Origin of the sequence: Haloprofundus marisrubri (genome assembly GCF_001469955.1) — an archaeon.
GTDB lineage: Archaea > Halobacteriota > Halobacteria > Halobacteriales > Haloferacaceae > Haloprofundus > Haloprofundus marisrubri.
In genome coordinates this window covers 155,180-181,153 of sequence record NZ_LOPU01000004.1, presented here as the reverse complement: position 1 = coordinate 181,153, position 25,974 = coordinate 155,180, and the positions used below count along the sequence as shown (strand labels likewise).

General features: G+C 52.1%; 14 protein-coding genes and 3 pseudogenes. 5 read left to right on the top strand and 12 right to left on the bottom strand.

Annotated elements, in window-relative coordinates; all coding sequences use genetic code 11:
- The first annotated feature begins 106 nt into the window (after positions 1-106).
- Both AUR64_RS01530 and AUR64_RS01525 read left to right on the top strand, forming a co-directional pair.
- Positions 107-1,690 (top strand): FGGY-family carbohydrate kinase, encoded by a 1,584-nt coding sequence (locus AUR64_RS01530; protein WP_058580189.1) that lies wholly within the window; start codon positions 107-109, stop codon positions 1,688-1,690.
- A 77-nt stretch (positions 1,691-1,767) separates the two neighbouring features.
- Positions 1,768-2,568, top strand: coding sequence for an inositol monophosphatase family protein (locus AUR64_RS01525; RefSeq protein WP_058580188.1), 801 nt, complete (start codon positions 1,768-1,770; stop codon positions 2,566-2,568).
- 22 nt (positions 2,569-2,590) lie between these two features.
- Here the strand turns inward: AUR64_RS01525 and AUR64_RS01520 are convergent, their stop codons facing one another.
- From AUR64_RS01520 to AUR64_RS20345, 5 genes and pseudogenes are all read right to left on the bottom strand, one after another.
- Complete coding sequence (locus AUR64_RS01520) at positions 2,591-3,790, bottom strand: Cdc6/Cdc18 family protein (RefSeq protein ID WP_058580187.1); 1,200 nt, start codon at positions 3,788-3,790, stop codon at positions 2,591-2,593.
- 897 nt (positions 3,791-4,687) lie between these two features.
- Positions 4,688-4,929: pseudogene (locus AUR64_RS21105) on the bottom strand (NAD-dependent epimerase/dehydratase family protein); the annotation flags it as partial.
- Between the two features lie 105 nt (positions 4,930-5,034).
- Positions 5,035-6,249, bottom strand: coding sequence for an RNA-guided endonuclease InsQ/TnpB family protein (locus tag AUR64_RS01510; RefSeq protein ID WP_394326092.1), 1,215 nt, complete (start codon positions 6,247-6,249; stop codon positions 5,035-5,037).
- A gap of 2 nt (positions 6,250-6,251) precedes the next feature.
- Positions 6,252-6,434 (bottom strand): annotated as a pseudogene (locus AUR64_RS19825) (IS5/IS1182 family transposase); the annotation flags it as partial.
- A gap of 159 nt (positions 6,435-6,593) precedes the next feature.
- Entirely contained in the window at positions 6,594-7,793 is a 1,200-nt protein-coding gene (locus tag AUR64_RS20345; protein WP_155120443.1) for a hypothetical protein, read from the bottom strand.
- Between the two features lie 168 nt (positions 7,794-7,961).
- On the opposite strand from AUR64_RS20345, the gene AUR64_RS01495 reads away from it, so the two are divergent.
- Positions 7,962-9,779: a VirB4 family type IV secretion system protein gene (locus AUR64_RS01495; RefSeq protein WP_240479562.1), complete on the top strand. Its 1,818-nt coding sequence runs from the start codon at positions 7,962-7,964 to the stop codon at positions 9,777-9,779.
- On the opposite strand, the pseudogene AUR64_RS21340 reads toward AUR64_RS01495, so the two are convergent.
- The 4 genes and pseudogenes from AUR64_RS21340 to tnpA all read right to left on the bottom strand — a co-directional run.
- Positions 9,772-10,224: pseudogene (locus AUR64_RS21340) on the bottom strand (outer membrane protein assembly factor BamB family protein); the annotation flags it as partial. The gene AUR64_RS01495 and the pseudogene AUR64_RS21340 sit on opposite strands and share 8 nt — an antisense overlap.
- Positions 10,225-11,577: 1,353 nt before the next feature.
- Positions 11,578-12,717, bottom strand: coding sequence for an endonuclease/exonuclease/phosphatase family protein (locus AUR64_RS19815; protein ID WP_082230531.1), 1,140 nt, complete (start codon positions 12,715-12,717; stop codon positions 11,578-11,580).
- Positions 12,718-12,930: 213 nt separating this feature from the next.
- The gene (locus AUR64_RS01475) at positions 12,931-13,251 is read right to left on the bottom strand and encodes a hypothetical protein (protein ID WP_058580179.1); all 321 of its coding nucleotides are present in this window, start codon (positions 13,249-13,251) and stop codon (positions 12,931-12,933) included.
- 240 nt (positions 13,252-13,491) lie between these two features.
- Positions 13,492-13,890 carry an IS200/IS605 family transposase gene (tnpA, locus tag AUR64_RS01470; RefSeq protein ID WP_058580235.1) on the bottom strand — a complete coding sequence of 133 codons (399 nt, stop codon included), beginning with the start codon at positions 13,888-13,890 and terminating at the stop codon, positions 13,492-13,494.
- Between the two features lie 43 nt (positions 13,891-13,933).
- Between tnpA and AUR64_RS01465 the strand changes: the two genes are divergently transcribed.
- Positions 13,934-15,250, top strand: a complete 1,317-nt coding sequence (locus tag AUR64_RS01465; protein WP_058580178.1) for an RNA-guided endonuclease TnpB family protein — start codon at positions 13,934-13,936, stop codon at positions 15,248-15,250.
- Here the strand turns inward: AUR64_RS01465 and AUR64_RS19810 are convergent.
- Entirely contained in the window at positions 15,139-17,532 is a 2,394-nt protein-coding gene (locus tag AUR64_RS19810; protein ID WP_082230530.1) for an AAA domain-containing protein, read from the bottom strand. The genes AUR64_RS01465 and AUR64_RS19810 overlap by 112 nt on opposite strands.
- 132 nt (positions 17,533-17,664) lie before the next feature.
- Entirely contained in the window at positions 17,665-19,998 is a 2,334-nt protein-coding gene (locus AUR64_RS20335; RefSeq protein ID WP_155120441.1) for an HNH endonuclease signature motif containing protein, read from the bottom strand.
- Between the two features lie 1,104 nt (positions 19,999-21,102).
- Here AUR64_RS20335 and AUR64_RS19805 point away from each other — a divergent pair.
- Positions 21,103-24,393 carry a pentapeptide repeat-containing protein gene (locus AUR64_RS19805; RefSeq protein ID WP_082230529.1) on the top strand — a complete coding sequence of 1,097 codons (3,291 nt, stop codon included), beginning with the start codon at positions 21,103-21,105 and terminating at the stop codon, positions 24,391-24,393.
- A gap of 53 nt (positions 24,394-24,446) precedes the next feature.
- Here AUR64_RS19805 and AUR64_RS01440 read toward each other — a convergent pair whose 3' ends face one another.
- Positions 24,447-25,958, bottom strand: a complete 1,512-nt coding sequence (locus tag AUR64_RS01440; protein WP_058580173.1) for a putative phosphothreonine lyase domain-containing protein — start codon at positions 25,956-25,958, stop codon at positions 24,447-24,449.
- Positions 25,959-25,974 lie beyond the last annotated feature (16 nt).

Here is a 25,974-nt window from a genome sequence, read left to right as displayed (position 1 = left end):
AAAATGTGCGATATCCGATAGCAAATAACTGGTGGGTAGCTAAAACTAGTTAGATGATAACACAGAGGACGAAAGCTTATGCATATAATCATCTTTCATTATTGACATGGTGGGGGTACTCATCGGTATCGACGCTGGAACGACAGTCATCAAATCCGTCGCCTTCACGCTCGACGGAGACGCCATCTGTCAAAGTAGCGTCGAAAACGCAGTCAAACGACCCGAACCCGGATGGGCCGAACAGTCGATGACCACAACGTGGAAAAAGACCACACAGACACTAAGCGAAGTCATCGAGCAACTCGACGACGAACACGAGGTTTTAGCCTTGGGCGTCACAGCACAAGGAGACGGATGCTGGCTCGTCGACAACAACGCAGATCCAGTCCGACCCGCAATCCTCTGGTCAGACAGCCGTGCAGGCAAAGTCGTGCAAAAGTGGCAGGAAGCAGGCATCACTGATCAAGTATACGACATCTGCGGCGGCACCCAATTCCCAGGCAGCAGTCTCGTGATACTCAACTGGTTACAAGAAAACGAGCCAAAAAATTACGAGGAAGCCAGTACAGTATTCTACTGTAAAGACTGGCTGAAATACAAGCTCACAGGCGAACTCACGACCGACCCAAGCGACGCATCACTACCGTACGTCAACGTCGAAACCGGCGAATACTCCGACGAAGTGTTAGATATCGTCGACATGCCAGAAATCGGGGACATGCGGCCACAACTCATGAGCGGAACACAAGTCGTCGGAGAAATAACCCAAAACGCCGCTGTCGAAACCGGACTCCCCTCCGGAACTCCTGTCGTCTCCGGTTTCATTGACGTCGCCGCCTCTGCATTCGGAAGCGGTGCAGCACTTCCCGGAGAAGGATCCTCAGTCGTCGGAACCACCTCGTTAAACCAAACAATCCTCGACTCTCCGCCGACAGGAGACGAGAAGACTGGGATTGCTCTCACACTCGGAATTGAGGACGGTATGTGGACGAAATTCATGGCTTCGATGACTGGAACGCCGAACCTCGACTGGGCGATCGAAGAGATCATGGATAAAAGCGAATTCAATCTCGTCGAAGAGGAAGTCGAAGAGATTCCAGTTGGTTCAGACGGACTCATCTATCATCCCTTCCTCAGCTCAGCAGGGGAGCGAGCACCGTTTGTCAACCCAAACGCTCGTGCAGAATTCATCGGATTGAATCAAGAACACACGCAAGCACATCTCGTCAGAGCAGTCTACGAGGGAATATCACTCGCGATGCGTGACTGTTACTCCCATCTGCCCTACAATGCTGACGAAATCTATCTCAGCGGAGGCGGTGCCAGTTCCAATTTCTGGTGTCAAATGTTCGCTGACTGCCTGAATGCCACCATCGTCGTGCCAGAAGGCGAAGAGTTCGGGGCGAAAGGTGCAGCACTGTTGGCTGGTGTTGGAACCAACGAATATGAGGATCTGCCCAGTGCCGTCAAAGAAACAACGTCGGTTGCGAAAGCATTCGAACCGAACCCCGAGAAGGTCCAGCAATATCGACGGTGGTACGACGTCTACAGAGAGGCATACGAGGCACTATTCGATGTTTGGGATGATCGGGTAGAGGCAGTCGAAGACCTACAGTACATGTCGGAACAGAAACCACATCAACCTGAGAAGAAATCGGTTACAGGAAAAGACACCGTCGGAGAAACCTGAATTCCTCTCTTTTCGTCTTACAATTGAAGAGGCACCTCAGGCATCCCTACTTTGTGATTTGAGAATGAACCCAAGATATGCCGTCAAGAGAAACGATTGTCATTGACGCAGCTCGTGCAGGGGCAACCTATGCACGCGACCATTTCGAGACTGTACTTGATGTCGAGCGGAAATCCGGTAAGACCGATCTCGTAACGGATATCGACCGGATGACACAGCGCCAAATCGTATCAGTGATCAATGAGTATTTTCCGAACGACGAAATCGTCGGCGAAGAAGAAGACGAACGGAAAACAGTACCTGACGAGGGATACGCTTGGATCATCGATCCTATAGATGGGACACAAAACTACGTTCACGGGATCCCTGAATGGGTGACGAGTGTTGCAGTCGTCCACGACGGTGATCCAGTGAGCTGTGTCAACGTTGCACCTGCACTTGACGAACGCTATCGGTCGACCCAGAGGCGCATACTGCGAGACGGCCAATCAATCTCTGTGAGTGACCGAACGGATGTTGAAACGTTTCTCGTCGCGCCGACACTTCCCTGGCAGAAAAGCGATAGCGAAATCATCGGTGTACTCTCCCAGACGATTATCGAACGTTTTGGGGAACTCCGTCGAACCGGGTCAGCCCAACTCACGCTCTCAATGGTCGCAAGCGGTGCATTTGACGCAGCTGTTACGCTCGACACAGTCGCTAACCCGTGGGACACTGTCGCTGGTGTCCACCACGTAAGGCAAGCGGGTGGTGTTGTCACAGATGTCGAAGGTGATGAGTGGAATACTGATAGTCAAGGCGTAGTTGCCTCAAATGGGAACAATCACGATGCGATTGTTGAGGCTGTACAGACAGTGCTCAATCAGCCAGAATCCTAAGTCAGGAAAACAGATCTGAGACCTAACTCGCGTTTGAGCAGGCTTTAATCACAGTCGTGGGCTCTACTTCGGCCAAGCGGTTGACCATGTAGTTACCCTGTCCTTGTCCCTTCCCGCGGAGGTCCTGGTCGATAATAGAGAGGAACTCGAGTTCAGAGAGGATATCACGGATACGGCGTTTCTTCAGTGGTTCTGCGCCGTCGCCTTTACAGACTGTTCGATAGACATCGAAGACATCGTTTGTGGCAACCCATGCTTCTGCGTTGCCACGCTGTTGGACGATGTTCGCAAGTGCGATGAGGACGAATCGGCTGTGGGGTGTGCTTTTGGAGATGAGGTCTGCAACGCGGTTTTGTTCTTCCCGCTCGTGGGCTTGGTCGACGTGTTCTTGCTTGACTTGGGTTGCGTCTTCGTCTTCTGCGATTTCGCCAGCAAACCGGAGGATGTCGATGGCTTTGCGTGCGTCACCATGCTCGCGAGCAGCGAGTGCCGCTACTCGTGGTGGGACACCGTCTGAGAGTGCGCCTTCTTGGAAGGCATCTTGTCGCGATTCGAGGATTGCTCGAAGTTGGTTTGCGTCGTATGGAGGGAAGACGAATTCGCGCTCGGAGAGACTCGATTTGACTCGCTCGTTGAGGGTGTCTTTGTATTGGATTTTGTTGCTGATTCCGATGACGCCAAGCGTGCTATCGTTGAGTTTCCCGGACTCAACCGCGCGTGAGAGTTGCATGAGGACGTTATCGCTGTCGAGTTTGTCGATTTCGTCGAGAATAACGATTACAACATCGTAGTAGTCGTCGATGACGGTCCAGAGTTTCCGGTAATAGTCGCCCGTGCTCAGGCCAGAGGCTGGAATTCGGATGTTGGTCGTGTCGTCGTTGAGTTGGATGGCGATCGATTTGATCGCCTGTGTTTCGGTTGAATCTTGAAAGCAGTCGACGTAGGCGATTCCCACCCCGACGTTGTCTTCTGCGGCTCGACGCTGGAGTTGTCGAGCCATGAATTTCGAGCAGAGTGATTTGCCAGTGCCTGTTTTTCCGTAGATGAGGACATGGTTGGGTGTTTGTCCTTTGATTGCGGGTCTGAGTGATGAACCGAGGTTGTTGAGTTGTTCGTTGCGGCCGATGATCCGGTCTTCGTCTGGGAGATATTTGACCTGTAAAAGATCTTTATTTCGGAAGATAGCGTCGGTCCCACCGAAGTAATCTATTGAGTCCGACATTGGTTATAGTGTAAATCTCGGGAACCCATATCAATATTCGGATTTTAGACATGGCGGACTGCCGTTGGAAACACCCCTCGTTGCCGTTGCAAAGACCTAATATTCGTGATTCAATGGAAATGTCGTTACTTCGTCATAGCTGTAGTAACCGATGGAAACCAAGCTAAAACGACTATTCTAAAGATTTCTCATTCAGGTCGTAAGCACCAACTAGCGTCTAACTACTCACAGAGCCACTCCTCGTTGCCGTTGGAACCACCCCTCATTGCCGTTGCAAAGACACTATGTTGCCGCTGGAAAACGAACTACACTCCCGCTGGCTTCCATGTCAATATAAATCTGTCGCAAAGATAGTCTGTGGTCGTATGACTAGTATCAGCCGATATGACACGTATACAGCCGAGAGGCCTAGCGCACGAGATATCCAGTGACTATTATCGTATATGTGAGTATATTCAGAAACCAAACACGAACACACACCCCCCGCATTGCCGCTGCAAATGCTGCGAAGGTGTGGGCAAAAATACTCGAGTCAAATCAGCGGATAAGATGAGTGAAGTTCGCAAAAACAGTAGATCCGGAAAACACGGGAAAGGCCGCCCAGAAAGCGGACTCGTGACCGAGGTCACTTCATTCGATCTGCAAGTGACTCTTGTGGAATTTGGTAGCAAAAGGAATCACTTAAACGTAACTATCTTAGCGGGCAAGGTTATTGGTCTCAGGCACGTGGTGTGGCACTTCTGAATGTTTCCAGCGGCAACGAGGGGTGTGTGTCTCCCCAAGATCTGATCAACCAACGATCATTTGGTGGGGTGTTTTCGAGACTCTCAAACTTTCGACTTTCTCCCGAGCATTTGCAACGGCAACGAGGGGTGTGTCTGTACACCCGTGTATTCCTACAACTGTGTCACAGCCGTCTTGGCGTGCTTGATCAGCGACGTTGACGAAGCCCTCAACGTTCACCCGTGCACCAAGTGTTGGGTCGTCCTCATGCATCGCATATGACGAGAGAGCTGCAAGGTGGAACACAGCATCAACATCAGGGGGAGATCGTCGTCAAGAACACTGGCCTCAACGAACTCTACATTCTCGTTGAGGTTCTCTGCTGTGCCAAGGTATCCATCGTCCAGAGCGATAACTACAATACCGCGTATTGGCCCACTCGCCAATGGCTACGACTCCAGTGACATCCTCCCCGTGTGAACGACGGGGCTTCCCGTACCGCAGGTGGGATATTTGCCGGTCTACGATACGACCTGTTCTCGCGGGGCGAAAACCCCACTCTCTGAATCGAACAAGTGTACCGATGGCTGTGCCACACAGCCGTTACTCCTATCCTCGCCATGAGGTCTCGGAGTTATCTTCTGACGCATATTCTCCGCCCCGTTGCAATCCGCGTTCCCGACCAACTCGCACGACTGGCAGACGTACAGGCCACGGTGTTTGCGGTTCCCTTTCGTGTCGTCTCCACACCGTGAGCAAGTCTTTGAGGTGTTCCACTCGTTCTCTTTCAGCACCTCAACGCCACGAATCTCGCCTTTGTACGCGAGGTACTGGTAGATGCGGTCGAACGCCCATGTGTGGAGTTTCTTGTTTCCAGTCTTGCCCCAGTCTGAATCGCGCACGTCTTCGGGCCAACTCACCGCGAGCGTCCCTACGTTCCGTTCGACACACTCTGTGATGATTGTGTCTGAGAGGACGTGGTAGAAGTGTGACTCACGGTCAGCAAGTTTTTGACGTGCCCACATCGCCTTCTCTGACGGGCCGTTCTCACCTTCAGTATCGTACTCGGCACGTGTGAAGTAGTGCTTGTCTTGCTTGAGCGAGTTGCCGGGGTAGAGAACGTATTCGTCGGGGAAGGCAACCGTGGCGATGTTCTTGATACCGAGGTCGATGCCTGCCACGTCATCGCCTGCTGAATCGTTCGTTTCGAGTTCGACCTTACAGACGAAGTGCAGTTCCCACTCGTCGCCGTTCCAGACCGCACGAACGTTCTGGACGCTGTTGACTTCCGAAAGGTCAACGTCAGGGCGGGTCTGGTATTCACAGAGCAGGAAGTCCGACCAATACTCCTTGAGATTCGAGCCTTTGCTGAGTCGAACCCGATTGTTCTCAGGGTCGTGCTTGAAGCCGTCTTCTTTGAACGTGACCGTACTCTTTGGTCGTTTGTCGCCGTGTTTGCGGTAGCCGGACGGATTCGCGTCGTCAAACTTGTGTCGCAAGTCGAACCACGACTGGAAAGCGTCGGAAAGTTCTTCAATGACTTTCTGACTGGATTGTGCGTTCAAGTCTTTCCAGCACAACTGGTTCTTCATATACGATTTCAGCACGCCCTCGTCTGGGATTTCGCCTGTTGCGTCCCAGATGCGGTCGGCTGTCCATCGTGCGACATTCCAGATTTTCGAGACAGAGTCTCCGAGCGAGCCAAGGCCATCACAGACCTGACGGTGGTTCTGAATGGCTCGTCCAGAAGCGTCCGATACGTCGTATTCTTCCGCATCTTGAGACAGAGCAAGACGATGTGCTGGTGGAGTGTGTACCGCCGTTTCGAGAACTTCGAAGAATAGCGACCGACAGCTCGTTGAGCCAAGTGATACGCCTGCTCAACGAACCGGAGCAACCGCGACTTCGGGAGGGCCTGCATTTGGTCAAACTACTGGCTAAACCTGTAACTCTCCGAGGATTTCAACAGAGCCGAGGCAACCGTTGAGGGTGGACGCGAAAGCGTACTTCGCACCCGAGGTAACGCGTAAGCTTGAACTCCACTTTGTGGAATCCCACGACTGTAGTCGTGTGGAGGATGTCAACCGTCGTCGGAAAGGAGACGCTGGCCAAGGGCAACCGCAGTCCCACCGATCACTGCCCCCGATGCGACTGCACCCGTTTCTGGTGGAAGTGCATTTGTGACGTTGGACAGAGGGTCGGACGTAATTGAGGGCTGATCAGCCTCAGACCCACCCACATTCAGTAGCCAGCCAGCCGTCGTAGAATCGACATCAGTGCGACCACCAATAACGAAGCCACCTTCAGAATGTCGTTGGACTGTTCGTCCACTGCTTGACTCACCGTCGAAATACGTCGTCTCCCAGCGTCGGTCACCCGTTGGTCCAGTCTTGAGCACCCACGCACCACGAGGCCCATTGTCCTCCTCACTTTCTTCTTCGCGGGTGCCAACGAGGAGATAGCTGCCGTCGAGGGCGACACTGTCTTGCAGCCAATTCCACGGCCCCGTCGTATGCGACTGCGTCCACTCAACATCTCCATCAGTGGTGAGTTGGAAGTGCCAGCCTTCTCCGTCGTTATCAACGGCGAATCCTCGGTTCCCGACGCCGACGACGCCGTTTGCTGTTGTGTGGAGGGATTCGATTCGACTGCCGTTCAGTTCGTCGTGCTCGTAGCGCCACTGGACAGTGCCATCCCGATTGAGGCAGGTGATGATGGCGTTCTCACTCCGACCGTAGTCGTCACTTTGAGCAGGCGCAACAGATCCCCCGACATACCACACATCGCCATCGGCGCTGACTGCGTTCAGTGTGCCTTTTTGATCTTCTTTTGCGAGTGTTGAACTCCACTGCTGGTGGCCAGCGTTGGATATGTACGCCGCCCATAGTTTCTCAGGGGTGTCTTTGCGGGCTTGCTTGGATCCACCGACGAGATAGCCACCGTTCGTCTGAGAGACCGCACTAAGTCTACCAGCGCCTGCTGTGGGTTGGAGTGTACGTGTCCATTCTAGGGTTCCCTCGTCAGTGATTCGGGCGAGGAAGGGGTCCGATGAGAGTGGTGTATCCTCACTATAGTTGGGTTCGCTGAGATTCGTTACGCCCGTGACCATAACCCCGCCTCTCGGGTGCGGTGAGCCAGCGTTGAGAATCGTACTCGATAACGCAACTTCTTGCTGCCACTGCTTGTGGCCTGCTGTATCGACTCGAATGACGAGACCGCGATACATGGGATATTCGTGTCGTGCTGTTCCGATGAGATAGTACCCGTCTTCAGCAGCCACGACATCCTCCACACCGGCATATTCGGCTGACTCACCGTAGGTGCGTGTCCACGACACTGCTGGCGCTGCAGACTGTTCTGTTTGGGCTGACGTGAGCCCAGCGATGGGTGTGACGCCAACCGCTCCGAGTGTCCTGAGAAATGCTCGCCTGGAGGGCATTTATCAGACATGGTGAGTCTTGATAAATGGGTTCTTTGCTTTCGGGACTGCCGAACGAGGGACCCGAATTCAATTTCTGTTTTAACAAATCAGGCTTATATCACGCCGAAGAATCAGCAAGCGGCGCGTGATGAACTCCAAAAGGCTGCAGACAGCCTGCAAGCCGATGCGGATCTCGAACACTCTGTACGTGGTGTGTACCTCCAAGACCGTGCCAGTGAAGCTGCTGCCACCTACACTGCAGTCGAGGGCGGAGCTCGCGTGTTCGACCAAGCGATGTTCGTCACTATACGCGCTAATACCCAAGAGAAACTCCGTGAGTCGGTACGACGTGTTCGCAGTACAGTGCGTGGCCACCTCGCTGGCTTTATGCCAAAAACTGCACTCTGCAAGCAGGATCTCGCGTTGCAGTCTGCAGCGCCCGTTGGACCGAACCAGTTTGGCCGGGAAGCATTTGCATTGGGTGGAGCCGTTGGCGCATTGCTCGCCTCACCGCATAACGTGACGATTCTCGAAGAGGGTGGCGTCGAGTTCGGGGTTCACAAAGACAATCGCAATCCCGTCGTGATAGACCCGTTCGCTCGTGAGAACGGCTATGCGATGTTCACCATTGGCGATCCCGGTTCGGGCAAGTCCTTTGGATCGAAACAGAACTTCATCCGCTCCATCGAACAAAGCGAGGACCGGATTGGAATCATCCTCGAACCCCTGAACAACTGGACCGGAGTCGCAGAAGCCCTCGGTGCAGAACGCATCACGGTTGGTGGGAATATGGGACAGAATCCACTGGAGCTGAAGCCAACGCCTGATCGTGTGCAGCGGGCGATGGGTGAGGACGCCAGTCCGTTCAAAGACAAGAAAGACGACGCGTTGAGCTTCCTGATGAACTTCTTCGCACTCAGAAATATCGAACTCGGTGATCGACTGACGACGGTTGAGACAGCACGCGATGAGGCGTATGCTCGCAAGGAAATTACTGACGACATCGATACGCACGACAATGAGAGCCCGACATTGCGTGAGATGATGGACGTCTTCGAGGAGATGATTGAGGAGCCCGAAGCGTTCGTGGTTCGCTCTGATGCTGAAGCCGAGAAGATTCGAGATGATGCGAAGTGGCTGCTCGATCAGTTCCGACCATTCGAGGAGGGCGGCCGGTACGCGAATCTCGGGAAGCAGACGGAGTTCGATATTCGTGATGAGGACATCATCTACTTCGACTTCGGACAAAAAGACGGCAGCGTTGGTGGGAGTACGAGCCTCATCATGCAACTCCTCATTTCGCTCGTCTATGAACGGGCAAAAGAGACGGACAAAGAGATCGTGTTCGTCATCGACGAAGCCCGCTATATCATGCAGGACACGGCGACCCTGCAATTCTTAGAGACGGTGTTCAGACATCACCGCCATCACGACCTCTCGATTCGACTCGTGACCCAGACCGTCGACGAGTTCTTCCAGCACGACGAGTCGGAAGCGATTCTCGATCAGTGTGCGGTCAAGCAGTTCCACCAACTCGATGGCATGGACGAACACTGGGCGAACGAGTTTGGATTGAACCATGCCCAAATGCGGTACGTGCAGAACGCTGTGTTAGGCAGCGAGGAAGTTGGGTACTCGGAAGCGCTTGTTGGTGTGGATAACGACTGGCGAGGAATTGAGGTACGAACCCTCCCGAAAGAACAGCGCGTCATTGACTTCGACGCCAAAGAACAATCACGAGCAGAGTTGCCTGGGGCTACGGACAGCGAATCAGTTGGTGATGATGAGAAGAGAGCTGCAGAGAATCGTGGGGATAGTGAAATCCCCTCGACTGTCACTAGTTGAGCACTGTAATTGAAGGCGCTGTCTCCGATCGCGTCACCAAGACACCACTGCCGTCATCAATTGCAACCCCTGTCACTGGATGGCCCGGAAGCGTCCACGTTTCGACTATCGACCCATCTCTGCGGTCAAGCATGCCGAGTTCGTGCGACTCTTCGATCGGGACGTGAACATGTGTCGCAGTCACCGAGAGCGGGTCATAGTCGACAGTGTGGGTGTGTGGTCCCTGCCATTGTTCGTCGCCACTGGCTGCATCAAGTGCAACCACCCTTGGATACTGTCCTGGGTTCTGTGTGAGCGTGATACACTGGCCATTGTCGACGGCGACGTTCGGATACTCGTGTCGTGAACCCCGAAGTGTAGTGGCCCACGCTTGCTCTCCAGTCGTCTTATCGAAGGCTCTGAGTTGGAAGTCAACCCAGAGATATACTCGCTCGGCTCCTACGACGGGCGTTGCGACTCGGCCCTGGAGTTCAGTGCGACGTTACCCAGATCGACAACGTGGAGGACGACTCACGCCGTGGAAACGCTGTCCAACGGCGCAACCAAGCATTCGTCGCGATCACTCGCTCTCGTAGCTGGTGTTCAATCTCCGGCAGCACGGCTCCTGACGTATTCAGTGAACTTGAGGAGATTGTAGACGAGGTGTCGAAGCCAGAGTCTGTGGTTACGTTCCCTGCGCCGAACCCACGTGAATTAGAGCGCGAAATGGAGTCTGATACTGAAACGACGCTGCTTGAATGGGCAGAGCCACAGTATACGAATTCCCGCAGTAACCAGAGATAGGTATTTATCGAGTCAACAGTCTGTCTTAATCGATGACTGACTCCGTATCCTGTTCGTGGTGTGATACAGAATTAGGGATGACCGGCTGTGAAATCGTACACAAACCAATTGTCAATTATGTCGACGGGCCGCGCCCGGCGAGTATTCCTCGACAACATCTCTGTCGAGATTGTGCAGACGAACTTACCGACTATTTGAAAAGCAAAGCGGGAACGGAATCGAGAAGCCAAGCGCGAAATCTGGGATCACATCTCTCTGACCCTGAGGAGATTCTACAGACGGTGAGAACAACAGACCGGATGTTGTTGACCGCTGGTGAGCACTTCGGAATTCGATACATCGACGGAGAATGGATTGAGGCAATCGCTCCACACCCTGCTCCTCCACGCACGAACACGCTCAGCAAAGAGGACGTAGTGGAGCGCATCAAGGAATCACAGCAAATCACTCTTCGAATCGTGGATGACGCTAGCTGGGCTCAGTTTGCCCAATCCGAGTCAGAGATCCGGGAGTCGCTCTAAGTTCTATTTCGACACGGCCGCCGAAGTCAACAGCGAGTTGTCCGCGCAGATATAGTTCTAGTCCGATGGTTGGTATCGTGCCGTTGGTGTGTGAACCAGTGCGAACTCTCGCACACGAGTATGTGCCACCATCAGCTGTGATTGAGATACTGTCGGGTTTTTGTAAGAGCGGCATTAGCCATTGACGCTTCTTACGGTATTGTACCTCCCCGAACGGCCCTCCTGAGATCAATCTCTTGATAATTAACTCGATATCACTTGACTATCTGCCCGATTTACAATTCATCCCCTTCGCTGATGCGACGGGTCCAGCAGGCTTTGTGAAGAATCCACTAACAGACTCACCGTTGACCACCTGCGGCTTGCCTTAACCAACGCTTGGCAGTATAGCGGCCCAGTGTTGGTTAACACTCGGGGAATAATTCGTGCGAAGATTAAGCCGTAAGCTGAGTACAACGCATTTACCAGTCAACCAATCCTTGTGGTACGGAACGTCAGTTCTCGTGGGGACTATCTAATTGCTGTTTGACGCACCACTCGTACAACTCTTCTATGAGGTCCTCTGACGTATCATCAAACAATTTACCGAGCCGCCATCCAAGATTTTCCCAGGTGAGTTGGTTCAATACTTCTTCGCCCATCTCAGTACCATCGTCAGTGTTTCTCCATCCCACTTTGAACCGACCTCGACGGTAATTGTCATCAGGGTCGATCATACGGACGTCGTCTTTGTAGGTTAGTCCGTCAATAGACATAGTGGGATTGGACGCCTCTATAGTCTGATTCTCAGGTGGCATGTAGTTATTGCGTTCAATCTTTTCCGCAGACTCGTGTAAGCCATCCTGCGGAGTAAAGATAACCTCTAATGGCGTGTGGTCTGAGAGTCCGTCGTACTCGTGGAGATAGGCTGCCTCGGTTGCGTGTAACTGCTGGCTGGCGAAGACGTGATCGAACCGTCGCGGGAATTCATTGCCTCGGTTTTCGGCTACCCAGCTGTAAGCGTCGTCACCGTATCCATTGACGACTCGATACGCATCAATGAGGTCGTAGGCTGTCAAGTCTACCATCACGCTCCGTTCAGCCTCAATCCAGTCTTCGTTGCTTCCCCAGACCGTCACCTCACCATCATCGCTTTCCTTCTTAGGAGAGTTGAAATCGCCGCAAAGAAATCGGTAGTCCGGTGGGTTCTTAACGGCGAGCCGTTCGTAGATCGCTCTGAACATTTCTGGTTTCGTTTCTCCATATTGACTGCCCGGAAGGACGTGGACGGTGTGGCCTTCGACTCGGCCAAATGGAGTGAAAAATTCCGCAGAAAGCGCTTGATGTTTATACGGCATCTCGAAGGTTTCTGGCGGAAGTACCCGAAACGGCCATCGACTTGCGAACGCACAGCCGGAACTAGTGCCTGGATCGTCAAGTCGGAACTCATGGCTGTGTGCACTGTATTTGAACCCGTGCTGGCGTAGTAACTGGCGTGGCTGACGACTCGCTTTCACACCAACTTCCTGTAACGCGAGGATATCTGGTGCCCGCTCTTGGAGGGCCGTTAGTTGATCCGTAAATCTACTGACCGAGGCCCGTTCAACATTCCACGTGATGAGTCTCAGTTGTTCGTCTGACTCGTGACCGGTCATACAACGAATGGCTCATTGGAAGCTAAAGAAGCCTATTGACGGGCACTGAGTTCCTCGCACAAATATAGCATACCTCTTTTGACGGTAAATGAGTCGGCTTCTGGAGTCGTGCTGAGTACAGCCCACGACCGTCGTCATGATTTGGTGTGTCCGCAGAGCCACTCACCATTTACGTCGCGAATGCACTTACCCCAGGTTAATTGTTTGAATTGTCTATACCTGATCTCCACAGAACTCGTCCTTTCCAGCAATTCGACCGGCGGTTCCATTCATTGCATACAGAAGCAGTCCCGCGGTTTCAAATGCAGATTGCTCGTCCAGCTGGTTCATCTGATTCGCAAGGAACTCCTCGCCTCGGTCATTGACTCCGGTAATCGCAGCGACTGAATAGTACTCCGCACTCATAGTCCCGTCAACCCTCACAATAATCGTCTCATCATCATTGTACACCCATTCTACGAGATATTCGTCATCGGCATACTCGGTCCAACTCGACGGGTAATAATCGACGTGTGGCGCGTCGCTTTCTGGCATGTCAAGTCAGGGTATTCGCTAGCAGTATATAATTTCTGAGATTGAAGAGGTCAATTGGATTCTGAAAATATTGATGGATAGAAACCATCCCTCAGAATGTGTGAACCTGACTTGGAATGGTGGGTCAGCGATATACGACAACTACAGATTTGGCAACAGGTCGGGGGCCGGAGTTCTAAACTGGTCTCAAGGGCGAGTTCCCCGCGTCACCGGACGCGGGGGTGAAGCCCGACACTCCACTTAATGTTCAGTCTGTTCGATGTACCGCTGAACAACTTCTTCGGATACCACCCCGGTAGTCCCGACGTAGTAGCCTACTTTCCAGAATCCACCACCCCAGAAGTACGATTCTCGGATTTCAGGACGCCGTTCGAGGATATGCTTTCCAGAGTACGACTTGAATTGCCGAGCAACATCAGCCGGACTGTGCTTTGGGTCAGTCTGGACGAACAAGTGTACGTGGTCATCCGCGATTTCCAACGCAAGTATCTCGTGTCCGAAGTGGTCGGCTGTCTCCGTGAACAACTCTGTCACCTCGTCTTGGACAAGTCCCAGTACGGGGTGTCGGTACTTCGGACACCACACGAAGTGATACTTACACGAACTAATCGAATGTGCGTGACTCCCGTACTCTTCCATCCGAATCCCTACGTTTATTATCATTTGATTCGATAGTCAAGGGATGGGTATCGAAGAAGTCACGAAGACCGCACGCACTCGGCTCTGCATAGAGTCTGGTGAGCGGTCGTGGCTCAAAGATGCCCGCTTCACTGCACGAGACATCTCCAACGACACACTCCGACTCAAACAAGACGGATACAACAAGACCGAGATTCAACGAGAGGTTGACCGCGACGGCTTCCTTCGGAACAACAAGTGTGCGGTCGTCGCTAAGGCTCTGCAAGCGTGGGACTCTTACAAAGAACTCCTCAACTGGTGGCACGACCAAGACGACACCAACGTCGGGAAACCGTCGCCACCCGCCACGGACAAAAAAGGAGCCTACCCGCTCGTCATGGCGCACACCGAAGGTTATCGACTCACCTACAACGATGAGGAAGACCGCGTAGCCTTTCGTGTGAGTCCGAAGCCGTACAAGAAGGTGAAAGGACATCTTCGAGGACGACCTGAAGACCTCGCGTTGATTGAGTCAGCCTTGACTGAAGATGAGTGGTCGTTGGGGCAGGCCGAACTTCTGTACCGAGATGGCGTGTACTACCTACACGTCACGGTCAAAACAGAAATCGAAGTGCCTGAACCCGAAGACGCTGACACACTCGTCGGCGTCGATATTAACGAGCGCAACATCGCTCTCACCGCTCTTAACCGTGAGACGATGGACACGCTCGGAACACTCGTGCTTGACTACGGCTCGGTGAAAGCCGAACGCCAACGCTACCACACCATCACAAAACGCTGTCAAGAACACGGCCAACACTCCATTCACCACCAACTCGGAGAGAAAGAAGAACGCTACACAGAGTGGGTTCTTCACCGAATGTCCCGTGTCGTGGTGGAGTTCGCCCAACAGCTCTCGAACCCTGTGATCGTGTTCGAGGACTTGAGCGAGATTCGAGACGCTATCAAGTACGGTACGTACATGAATCGGCGTCTGCACAAACTACCGTTCCACAAGTTCGAGCAACAGGTTCGCTACAAAGCGACGTGGAATCAGATTCCGTGTGAGGCTGTGGAGTCGCCGTACAACTCGAAGTCGTGTTCGTGCTGTGGACACCGAGGCTACCGTCAGGGGCGACGGTTCCGGTGTACGAATGATTCGTGTGCGGTTCAGCAAGACCATGCTGACCGAAACGCGAGTGTGAATGTGGCGTGGAGAGCGTGGGCGAAACACGCTGGCGTAGATGTTGAATCGGTTAATTACCGGACTCACAAAACCCAACCACAAATTCGGTTGGTGCGTCTGGCCGGGTCGGGGCGCTCTGTAAACCGCCCATCCTCATCCCGTGAAATCGCTTCGCGTGGAGTGCTTACAACGTAGGCTGAGGGAACAACAAAAGCCACGGGCCACCGCGCCCGTGGTCGTTTACTACTGCCATGACTCGACTCCTCCATGATGTTGTACAGATCCCGGTAGAGATCAACACATCCATGCGCAGGTTCCTCGTGACGGTGTCCTCTGAGTGTATTCCAGTCACCAATGAGAGCACAGTGACGTTTCGCACGTGTCATCGCGACGTTCAGACGTCGTGGCCCGTCCTCTGGACGTCCAAGGAATCCAATGTCGCCGTGTTTGTTACTTCGGACGAATGAGATGAGGATGACTTCACGTTCGCTTCCCTGGAAGGAGTCGATCGTGTCGACACCAACCTCTCGGGCTTCATCGAGAGACCTGAGTCGGCTCTGAATTGCTGTGGTCTGTGCTTGATACGGCGTGATGACACCGATCTCACGAGGAGACACACCATCGCTCAAGAGTTGTTTAACTAAGACTGCAACCAGATTCGCCTCGGTCTCATTACGCCACGAGTGTTCGACCTGCTCTTCTCGTCCACCGATAGAGTACAAGAGCGTCGGTGGATAGCGATCCAGTTCTGGAACGCGCCGACCATTCCTGAGCGTCCGATTATAGAACGCTCGATTTGGGTAATATGCGATATTCTTGTGCATCCGGTATTGGGTCTGCAGTTGCACCCCAACATCCTCGTAGACGCCTCCGTCAGCATAGATGTGCTCGAAGAGTGAGAGCCCATACTTCGACGCTGCGGGCTCATCGGTTGCGCTGTAAGGTGGTAGTTGGCGGTGGTCACCCGCAAGGACAACCTTCTCTGCACGAGACAGAGGAACACAGGACGCCGCACAGGTCGCCTGTGTTGCTTCATCAATAACCACGACGTCGAAGTCACGAGCAATCCTCCCTGCACTGCTGTTCGTCGTAGCGACGACGTCAGCGCGCTCTGGGGTGCGAGTTTGATATCGCTGCTCAACCAACGGTTGGCTAGACCGACGAGCATTCCGTCGCTCGGTAACGAACTCGTTAGTCCCGTGCTGACCGTACGCGTGAAGTGACCCCTTGTCTGGCTTATCTTCCGTACTGCTCCCGATCAGTAGATTATCGACTGCTTGATTCGAGTCTGCACAGACGAGGACGTCACGACCTGCTTGCACTGACCGTCGCACGAACTCGACGAGCGTTCGAGTTTTTCCTGTTCCTGGTGGGCCATGGATACAGAACAATTGGTCGGCGAGTAAGGCGTATTCAACGGCAAGCTGTTGATCTTGGTTGAGGGCGTCGTCGAGTGGTTCACTTGCAGCCTTTCCATTGTTGTCGAATGTGAGTGGTTGTTGTCCGGCGAGGACGGCTGCAAGTGTACTATCTGTCCGGAGGTCGTCAATCGCTGCATATTGACGGTTGAATGGAACTGGGTTCAACAAGCCGGTGAGAGCATAGCCAACTCTGGATCGATTGAGGACCGCTCCGACTTTAGACTTCGATTCAACTGCACCCCAGTCGACGTCGAGTTCGAGTCTTGTTGCTTGAATTGATTCGACCACTGCTCGTACTGGGAACTCTGGTTGTGTCACGCCCTCTGGGGTATGGATGAGCACCTCGTTGCCCTCATAGATCCCGAACCGATTTGGGATGTAGTATGTTCGATTCACTTCGTCGTGGTCAATCGTCACGCCGAACGATGGGGCGTCTTGAACACGAAACTGGTAGACCCCATCTTGGGGGCCATCACAGCGAAGGGAGGGAATGACCGCAGCGTCGTCGTCAACGAGCTCACGAATTGTCGAGCGTTGGAGTCGGTCATAGTTTGTGGCTCGCTCTGCGGAACGTTCCTTGTCTACGTATGTCCGAAGCCCAGCGAGGAGTTCCTCATTGCTCTCAAGTGGATTCTGTGCTGGCTCCACAATGTCGACAGGAGACTCGAAGTACGAGGGCATCTCTGTAGGAACTTCGTCGGGATGCCAGAATCTGAGTCGTGCTGCGATTGATGCTGTGAGGAGTGTGTCTGCAGCGACCCACTGGACGTCCCCGTCTGCATTGCGACCACCAAAGAGTGTTCCACGAATCTCATGATCACAGAATAGGACGTATTCATCGGTCAGTTCGGCGTCTTCTGGAGTGTGCAGTGGGAGCCGAACCTTGTAGCCCTGGAGGTTTTCGCTGAGTTCGTCGTGGTATGTTGCGTAGTCGGCAATCACGTCGATGGCAAGTGGACTAGCGAGTTGCTGATCGTCCTCGAACGCATCTGTTGAGACGAGATCTGCTGTGTCAGGGTCGAACTGACCGAGCGCACTTTCGAGCAGCAGGGACATGTATCAAATACGACTGCTAATCAATGACGTATAACGGTTTAGGTTGGAGGGTCGACGTTGTACAATAGAGATTGCCAACTAAGCTGGAAATCACTTTGCAATGAGGCCCGACTTGTTTGGGGGAGTCGGCTGTCAATCACTATGATGAGCTCGAGCGTGACAGGTCGGACACAGTGCTAAAATGTCCTCTGGATCCGAATTAATCACTTTGTTAGTATTTAGTTCTGACTGGTGATGAAGCTCAAGATATGGTTCACCGTTTCTATCTTCGAAGGTGGCTGGTGACTTACACTGTTCACAGCATCCACCGGCGCGTAGATGGATATATTCGATAACTGGTTCTGGTATTTCTCCTTCGATGTCACTCCGAGTTCTCTGCTTGTACGACAACTGCTTTATGTCGAACTGATACGCTTGTTTACGTGCCTGCAGTATCGGGTCTATAGTTTGTTCTTGTTTCACCTTCTCTTTCGACTCAGCAGAGGTGTCTAGTTCTGTGTTCGAGCTCTTGTTATCAGGATCACAATTTTTTGGGTTTTCAGTGGCAGTCTCCGAATCCCCCGTGAAATAGACATCTCCGCAGTCGTGCTTTTCAAAATACTCAGTAACAGAAGCAGGCGCAATAAGCAGATCTTCGGCTGCTGTATACAGTATCCACTTGATAACTGGGTGTGGATACTGTCGGTCGTTCTCTAAGAAGGAGTTTTCGGAACCCTTGGCCGAATTACTTGATTGTGTCTTGTGACGTATAGACTCGAATTCATCGATAGCTTCCTTTGCATGCTTACGAGCTATTGAACGATTCGAGGTCGCTTGAGCACTATTACACTTATCCAACTGGCCAATCATTTGATTAACCTTCAATGAGAGTCGAAGCGCTTCGATTTCATTCCGCATAACCGATCCCACACTGATAGAAGGTCCAAATTGGGTGCGTAGCTTTCTAAGTGCGGGATCTATACAGTCTCGCTGACATTGGTCCGCAGCAAAACTCAAACACTCGTAGAATCTTAGTTGACCAGTAGTTTTGTTATCTGATTTTTCTGAATTCTCGTAGGTGTCGAGAGCTACTGCGAATGTGGTTGTTGCATCTGAGTAGTCCCGATTGCTCAACTGTTGAATACCTTTCTCGAAGAGTTCTTCTGGATTTTGTCTGCTTAGGTCTTCTGCGGACTCCACATCTGTGAACTCTGCGATGATGCCAACCTTACTGAACTCGGTGATTGTAGCTCTAAGCATCTCTCTTGGAAGGTAGCGTGAGTTTTTGACTATGACTGGACAGTGGGATTTAACTGCCTCTGCAGTATCTGGTCCCCACCTTTGAGGATCAACAATGATGTCCTCACCAACACAATGATTTTTTGCGATATGTTTTTTGAATTCAACTCTTGCACCTGAGTTATTTACAGCTACTACTTCGAGCTGATACGAGTCTTCCAAAATCGGAATCCCTGTCGGAAACTCAGTAGGAATCGAGTCATATTCGACTAACTGCCCGTTACGAACAGTTACCTCCTCTCCTACTGTAGGCCGTTCATTTCTCGACAAAGACCTAACACTACCGACAAGATAATCGTTAAATCGCTCTTTAACCCCTACTTGGAATGTTCCCGACTGTGATCTGAAACTCACAGGAAGGCGGACTAACTGTCCGTTTGTGGTTCCCCAGCACACCCCTTCAGATTCTACAATATTACTAACGGTGATTGTCTCTCCAACTTTGGGTTCTTCAGAGTTCCCAGTACAGGGCTTCGCTCTAGCAATAGTCCCCCATGTTTCCTTGATTTCGACAGTAAGGCCTGTTTCAGGTTGAACCCCTGGTGATTCAACAATAACAGTGTGTGGTCCTTTGTACGCGAGACCAATATCTTCCCGAACAGCGATAATTGTGACTTTAGTAATCGAATTTGTGGATAGCCATTTTCCACTGCGTGAATATATTCGTTGTATGTTTCTAAGATTATCGAACCCTGTCAGCTTTTCATAATATTCTGCATTACGACGAAAATGATCCCGATAATTCTCGTCCCAAGATTGTGGACTCAGGCACAAGTAAAAAGATCCTCGTCCTGGAGTAATTGCTACCCAATCCCCTTCAGCTTCAGACGGAAACCCGGCAATGTTGCGTTCCTTGCCCGCTCTCGACTCCACCATTGCGTTGTGTGCGTTGCTGAATCTGGTTATTTGTCCGATTTGGATAAAATCGACTTCGGAAACAGATCGTGATGTGAGTGGATCTGTTAATGGACTAACTTCTGTGGTTCCTGTGCTACTATTATCATGTGTTTCTTCATCCTGGTCTGATACTAAATTTGACAAACTCTTGACGTCGCCTTGTAACTGACGCTTAGCATGTGATATGTAGCCAGGGTGAGTTTCGATATAGCGACGGAGTCGATATCGATATTCAGATTTGAGGTTTCTTCCAATAGCCACTGACGAACGTCCTATGGATTTTGTGTCCACTGACCCTGGAGATTCAGATTTGAAATATAAGTCACCAAGGAGCCGTAGCGGTCGGCAAACATCCCATGGGATGTCAGTCTCATCGCCTGGATTCGGTGCTTCGATGTCGACATCACAAAGAAACGTCAGTGCCCGTTGAGTAACCTGATAGGTGCTTGGACGACTATGATTTGGATGCGGCGCCCAACGCACGATAGATCCGGATTCAGTAGTCTTATTTCGAAGGGTAGCCACGTGTCTGCAATTCAATTGCTTTGTAATAAATCAACAGGTCAAATCTGCATCCAATTGATACAACATATGGATGCACTATGAGGACTCGGTGACGTGACGAGTCACTTGAAACTAAAACAGCCGAATATAGAAGAGAGTAATTCAGGAGCTAAGTCACGGATCTGCAGAGCTTCATACTCACAACTGCTGTTTGGTTAGTTTATTGAAATTATTTCCCCAGTCCGTCTCCAGTTCTTGTAAGGGTCTCTTTTATACCGTGGCGCAAACTCAACCGCTCCATCCTCAATCATTGTGTATTGCTTTGGGATTGATAATGTGGCACTCGTGTTATAGTCGAGTGCAATCAATCGAACTCTTGTCCCACACGCACCTCCACGGCCTTCGTCTTCCTCGATAACAGGTCGATTCCGCAAATCGGTACCAACGACCTTTCCCGTAGTCTGGATGGTTGTTTGACTGTGAACGGATTCATAGACAAGACTGACACGTGAGCCAATCTCTAAGCTATCATCGTCAGCAGTGAACTGAGCACACATGTAGATTACATTACCGTGTATCTAGATTAGGGTTTCTACGAAGTCAATCAGCCTAACAGTGTGAAGAGACACCTTCCATTCTATCTCTCGAATAAATCTGACCGATCACGGTGCTAAAATCAGTGTGTTAACGAGCTACTGAGCATGTACCATACTTGGCACGCAGCTTCAGCAGACAGCGTATGTCTTGAGGGACTAATCGATTTACTAGCTTCTGAATAGTCTGTAATCACTGCGGTTTAAGCCACCCCTCTGTGGATACAGCCGAACGTTTCGTTCCCTGCCAATTTCATCTCCATAGTGTTTATATCATATTCCGTTAAACTCCCGACGAATGCCGTGTTTTCTCCATCTGAGTGATACACATCTTGGGCAGACTTCGTACGGCTCAGCTGCTAGGCGGAGGGATTTGACGGACGCATTTGTCCAAGCAATCGAGATAGCAATCGATGAGGGTGTAGACGGTGTAATTCACACGGGAGATTTAACGAACAGTAGTGATTGGCAAGAATCACTTCCTGAACAAGCACTGAACGCCCTGCACCGACTCCGGGAGGCGAAAATCCCGTTCTTCTTCATTGCCGGAAGCCACGACCACACAGAGACTGGACGACCGCAAGCCTGGATCTCCGAGCTCGAGTCCTCTAATCTCGGGAATCACCTCTCAACGACGTCATCCGACGTTCAAGGAGCCGCTATTTACGGAGTGGACTATCACGATGAGGAATGGTGGAACGGCCGGACAGTTGACTTTGAGCCAGCCATCGGCAGCCCATACACTATCTTGTGCCTCCACCAATCAGTTGAACCACTCGAAAATGCGGATATCAGCGAATTCGACTTGAATACATTTCTGGAACGCTCGTTCGTACAGTTCGACGCCGTCTTGTTGGGTCACCGTCACCGGACGCAGACGATGTCCATTGATGAGACCACCATCACCTACGCAGGTGCCACCGAACGACTTTCACGGTCGGAGCAGGATTACACGCCGAGCGTTACTCTCCTCACAGTCGACGACGACGGCGTCCAGACGGACCTGCGCGAGTTGGACACGCGACCGTTCGAAGAGTACACGGTGGTTCAAGGACCGAAGCTGGACCGCGAGCAACTTGTGGCCAACATCGAAGGCCACGTCCGTGAGGAGGCTGTCTTGACCGTGTGGGTTGTCGGAGAGGATAACGAGTTCAGCGTCGAAGCCGTCCGTGAATCGTTCGAAGACTATGATCCAATCGATATGGCTGTCAAAGAGGCAGAGGTAGACAGTGAGTTGTCGGCGGGCGTTTACCATGGGTCTCCAGACGGTGTGAAGGCTGCCGACCGGGTGGGTCTGCAGAGACCTCTTCTGAATGGGAATTCGGGGACTTCAATCGAGTCGCCTCGGAGCCAGCCGGTCAGTAATGGCTCTGAGCCATCTCAGTACAAAAGGTACCTTGGAAAAATCGACAGTCGTGATGAGATGTGTGATTTCGTTCTTAACCCTAAACTGTGGAAGGAGTGCTTTAACAAAGTACCTGAACGCGGTTGGTGGAAGTGTCCACGGCCTGTCCAAGACGGCTGCTGTCCGTTTCATACCCCAATCAATGAGCGGTCGACACCTTCTGAGGATCTACGAGAGGCGTTCTGCTCTGAGATTGAAGACAACGGTCGTACTGAGTTCATCGGGGCACGCTTCCGGTCGTTGGATCTTTCGTATACAACCCTTCAGGCCACCGACAGCCATCCCATTGACCTCACTCACGCTCGGATAACTGGAAGACTATCACTCTCGTCAGCGACCATACGGACACCACTGCTTCTCATAAGTGCCTCGGTGGGCGAACTCGATGCGACGCGGACAATCTTCGAACGATCAGTTGATGCAACTAATTTGGCGGTAATCCAATCAAGCTCTTTCGATGAGGCACGGTTTGAGAGACGGGCTACATTCAGTGATGGGCTGTTTTACAGCCTGTCACTCTCGGGGGCGGCGTTTAATCGTGGTGCCAACTTTGACGGCGCTCGAGTGGAACACGAGTCGATGTTCAACGAGGTTCGATTCCGTGACGAGGCAAAGTTTTCTGAGGCCACCTTTGTCGGGAAGTTCAAAGCGAGCGATACTGACTTTGAACGGCAGGCGACGTTCCATGAGGTTACATTCGGTGATAGAGCTGATTTCTCTCGTTCTACCTTCGGTGGGACGACTAACTTCCGGCGCGCAACCTTCACCGAGAAAGCTTCCTTCTTCGCAATCCAGGCCGACGATTTTCTGGGGTTCCATGATGTGACATTCGCGGACCGTATCTCGTTATATGGTGCCACGCTTGACCACACGACATATTTCCGAGAAACGACCTTCTATGGTCCTGCAAACTTCCAAAGAACGACCTTCGGAAAAAAGGGAGTATACTTTCGCGGAGCCCACTTTCACGAACAGGCGGATTTCTCTCAGTCAAGTTTTGGTGGACGGATATTCTTTGACGCTGATGAGCAACGACAATCGACGCAGTTCGAGGATGACCTCTTGTTTACGCAGGCGACGTTTCGGGACGACGTCTCTCTTGTCGGTGTCTCGGTAGCGGGTGTTGCACGGTTTGACCAAGCCTCATGGCATGGCATGGCAACTTTCGGGACGACACCTACAGTAGAACGCTCGGAAGACACGACGACGTTCGCTGGGCCACTGGTCATCGACCGAGGGAAATTCCACCATGACCTCGAACTCAATGGAGTTGAGTGTGTAGACATGGTTTCGGGTGAGTCACTTCGAGTCCATGGCGAAGCAGACCTCACAGGAGCGCAGTTCATTGAGGGCGCAACCTTCGCTGACGGTGAGTTCACCTCACTAACGCTGGACAAGGTTCAGTGTCACGAAAATCCGGTTGTGAAGCTCTCTGGTGCCGATGTCCGCCGCGGATCTATCCAGCAAGTTGCGCCACACACACCCTTGTATGACTTTACGGACGCCCGTATTGGCGACGTGGCCGTGACCGGGACAGAAGAGACTGCCCCGGTTTTCGAGACGTTACTCATTGATAACACACGGTTCGACGGGTTCGAGTTCATTCGAGCTCGCCGACACATCCCGGACTCGTGGAAACTCCACCAAATCGGCAACAGATTCGACGACGTTGTGACTCCTAGCCTTAGCGCAGAGCAGAAAGAAAGTGTGTACCGAAACGCAAAAAATGGAGCCGATGCAGTAAGTGACTCCACTGCGTCGGCAAAGTTCTTTCAACACGAAATGCGGTACAAACGTGATGCACTCCTCGAAACAACTCCTACCGACACGCCGCTTCGTCTTCGACTCGAAAATATAGGTGCGAGGATACAAAACCAACTTTTCCAATTCACAACGGGATATGGTGAGCGGACCCGAAGGGTGATCGGGACCGCACTCTGCCTCATTTTCATACTCTTCCCGCTATTGTATGGTCTTACGGATAGTCTTTCAAGTACCGAACTGCCGTCGATCTATCAAGGCCCCGCTGGCTATATCGAACTCAGCCTAAGTGCATTTGCGGGAATTAGTCCGAGAGTGCCTATCGACCCACCTGTTAGGTATCTGCTCTATGTTGAGAGTCTTGTTGGGACACTCGTGGTCGCGATGTTAGTTTTGACCCTTACGCGGTCCGTTTATCGTTGAGCGTAGACATTCCTATAGATTCGACGACGAGATGTCTGCCGGCTGAATAATACTCAGAAGTCATCTGTTGAGTATCGAGTCGCCCTCGGAAGTCCAAACTGCTTGTAGTTGCGACTGTCGATCCCGTACATCGAGTATAGTAGTGGCTTGAAGCTGAGCTTGTACACGGGGACCCCTTCGATTTGTCGGAGTCGATTATAGACTCGGCGGACGTCGTCGAAATCGAAGTAGTTGGGGACGGCCACAAGGATTGCATGGCTTTGGTTTCCTCGCGCAAGTCGAGTCCACTCCGTACCCACACGAGCATCATAGAATGTCCCATCTGCAACGTGCGAGACGATGCGTTCCCATACGGCGCTCACGTCCTCAGAGTTAGGGAATAGTAACCACTCACCTTGCGGTAGCTGGTAATACGCAATTTGGTCAAGCTCACGTTGATCTTTGTCCTCCGGTTCTGGGAGGTCCGCTGCGGACGTATCCCGTTTCCGCAGTACGTTGTGACGACTATAGTAGGCGTAGAGGTCACCCGAATCGAAGCCCAATTCACTAGACGCGAAGAGATAGCGCTTGTCGACCACATCACTCGGATTACGGGTTTCACTCGAGGAATTTTTTCGACCGCCGAGTGCTTGCCCTCCGAAGACGTTCTCGGCAGTGGTCAGCCCCAGTGCATACTCACGTATCTCCGACTGTTGACGTTCATTAAGTACATCCTCTTCTAACAGCGAGCCAATGAGCTCGGTCATCCGTGTCCGCTCTCCCGCCTGGCGCTGTTTCGCTGCACTCTCTCGAAGGAGTTCCTCGAAATATGCTTCTTGGTCGCGACAGAATGGACACCCGATACGTGATGAGGTCTGGAGGCGCCCTCTGTCGGCGTGCCACTCACAGCGCCCAATATCCTTGGCGTCAACCCCTTCGAACTGAACATTGGTTATTCCTGTTGAGTCGACATCGATGAGATAGAATCCTCCCTCAACTGCATCCGCCCCTGGTCCGAGGCCTAGTGTGGTGAACATTGTGTTCAGAGAGTTTCCATCGATACGTCCATGGAAGCCTGAACCGCTCACGTAGACTGGTCCGTCGCTGTCTCGGTAGTAGTCGTAAAGCTCTGGTAGAAAAGAATGCATTAACAGGATCCCCTCGTCTTCTAATAAAGCAGGGTTCTGCGTAATTGGAAGCGAACCTACCTCTTCGATATCGTCCAGAGGTACGTACTGAAGTTGGGAAAATTCGTCGATGTAGGCGTCATCCAGCGAAGACGCTGGTGCATATTCATCATGTCGCAACACGGAAGCAGTCGTCCCTTGTTCGTAGTGTTCTCCCGGAACGATGTATACCGGGACGTCTGCTGCGAGTCCGCCAAGGAGCGATTCCAGTCGCTGACACTCGTCTTCTGGCGTCAATTCGAGCCGATCGTATTCCGGGTTTATAGACCCAGTATAGATTGCGGCATCTACGTGCTCATCGAAGCTCCCATCAATGCCAACCAATTTCTCCCGTACCTGGTATAGCGAGTCTGTCCCGCCAGTGAGGTTCCCGAGTACGAGGAGAGTAACTTTACTCATTACTCACTCCGATTTT

What these genes read in the sequence shown, in the direction of transcription:
- AUR64_RS01525 (WP_058580188.1), top strand. Translation starts at nt 1,768, where the DNA reads ATGCCGTCAAGAGAAACGATTGTCATTGACGCAGCTCGTGCAGGGGCA.
- AUR64_RS01475 (WP_058580179.1), bottom strand. Translation starts at nt 13,251, where the DNA reads ATGCCAGAAAGCGACGCGCCACACGTCGATTATTACCCGTCGAGTTGG.
- AUR64_RS01495 (WP_240479562.1), top strand. Translation starts at nt 7,962, where the DNA reads ATGGTGAGTCTTGATAAATGGGTTCTTTGCTTTCGGGACTGCCGAACG.
- tnpA (WP_058580235.1), bottom strand. Translation starts at nt 13,890, where the DNA reads ATGGAAGAGTACGGGAGTCACGCACATTCGATTAGTTCGTGTAAGTAT.
- AUR64_RS01440 (WP_058580173.1), bottom strand. Translation starts at nt 25,958, where the DNA reads ATGAGTAAAGTTACTCTCCTCGTACTCGGGAACCTCACTGGCGGGACA.
- AUR64_RS19805 (WP_082230529.1), top strand. Translation starts at nt 21,103, where the DNA reads ATGCCGTGTTTTCTCCATCTGAGTGATACACATCTTGGGCAGACTTCG.
- AUR64_RS01520 (WP_058580187.1), bottom strand. Translation starts at nt 3,790, where the DNA reads ATGTCGGACTCAATAGATTACTTCGGTGGGACCGACGCTATCTTCCGA.
- AUR64_RS19815 (WP_082230531.1), bottom strand. Translation starts at nt 12,717, where the DNA reads ATGACCGGTCACGAGTCAGACGAACAACTGAGACTCATCACGTGGAAT.
- AUR64_RS01530 (WP_058580189.1), top strand. Translation starts at nt 107, where the DNA reads ATGGTGGGGGTACTCATCGGTATCGACGCTGGAACGACAGTCATCAAA.
- AUR64_RS19810 (WP_082230530.1), bottom strand. Translation starts at nt 17,532, where the DNA reads ATGTCCCTGCTGCTCGAAAGTGCGCTCGGTCAGTTCGACCCTGACACA.
- AUR64_RS01465 (WP_058580178.1), top strand. Translation starts at nt 13,934, where the DNA reads ATGGGTATCGAAGAAGTCACGAAGACCGCACGCACTCGGCTCTGCATA.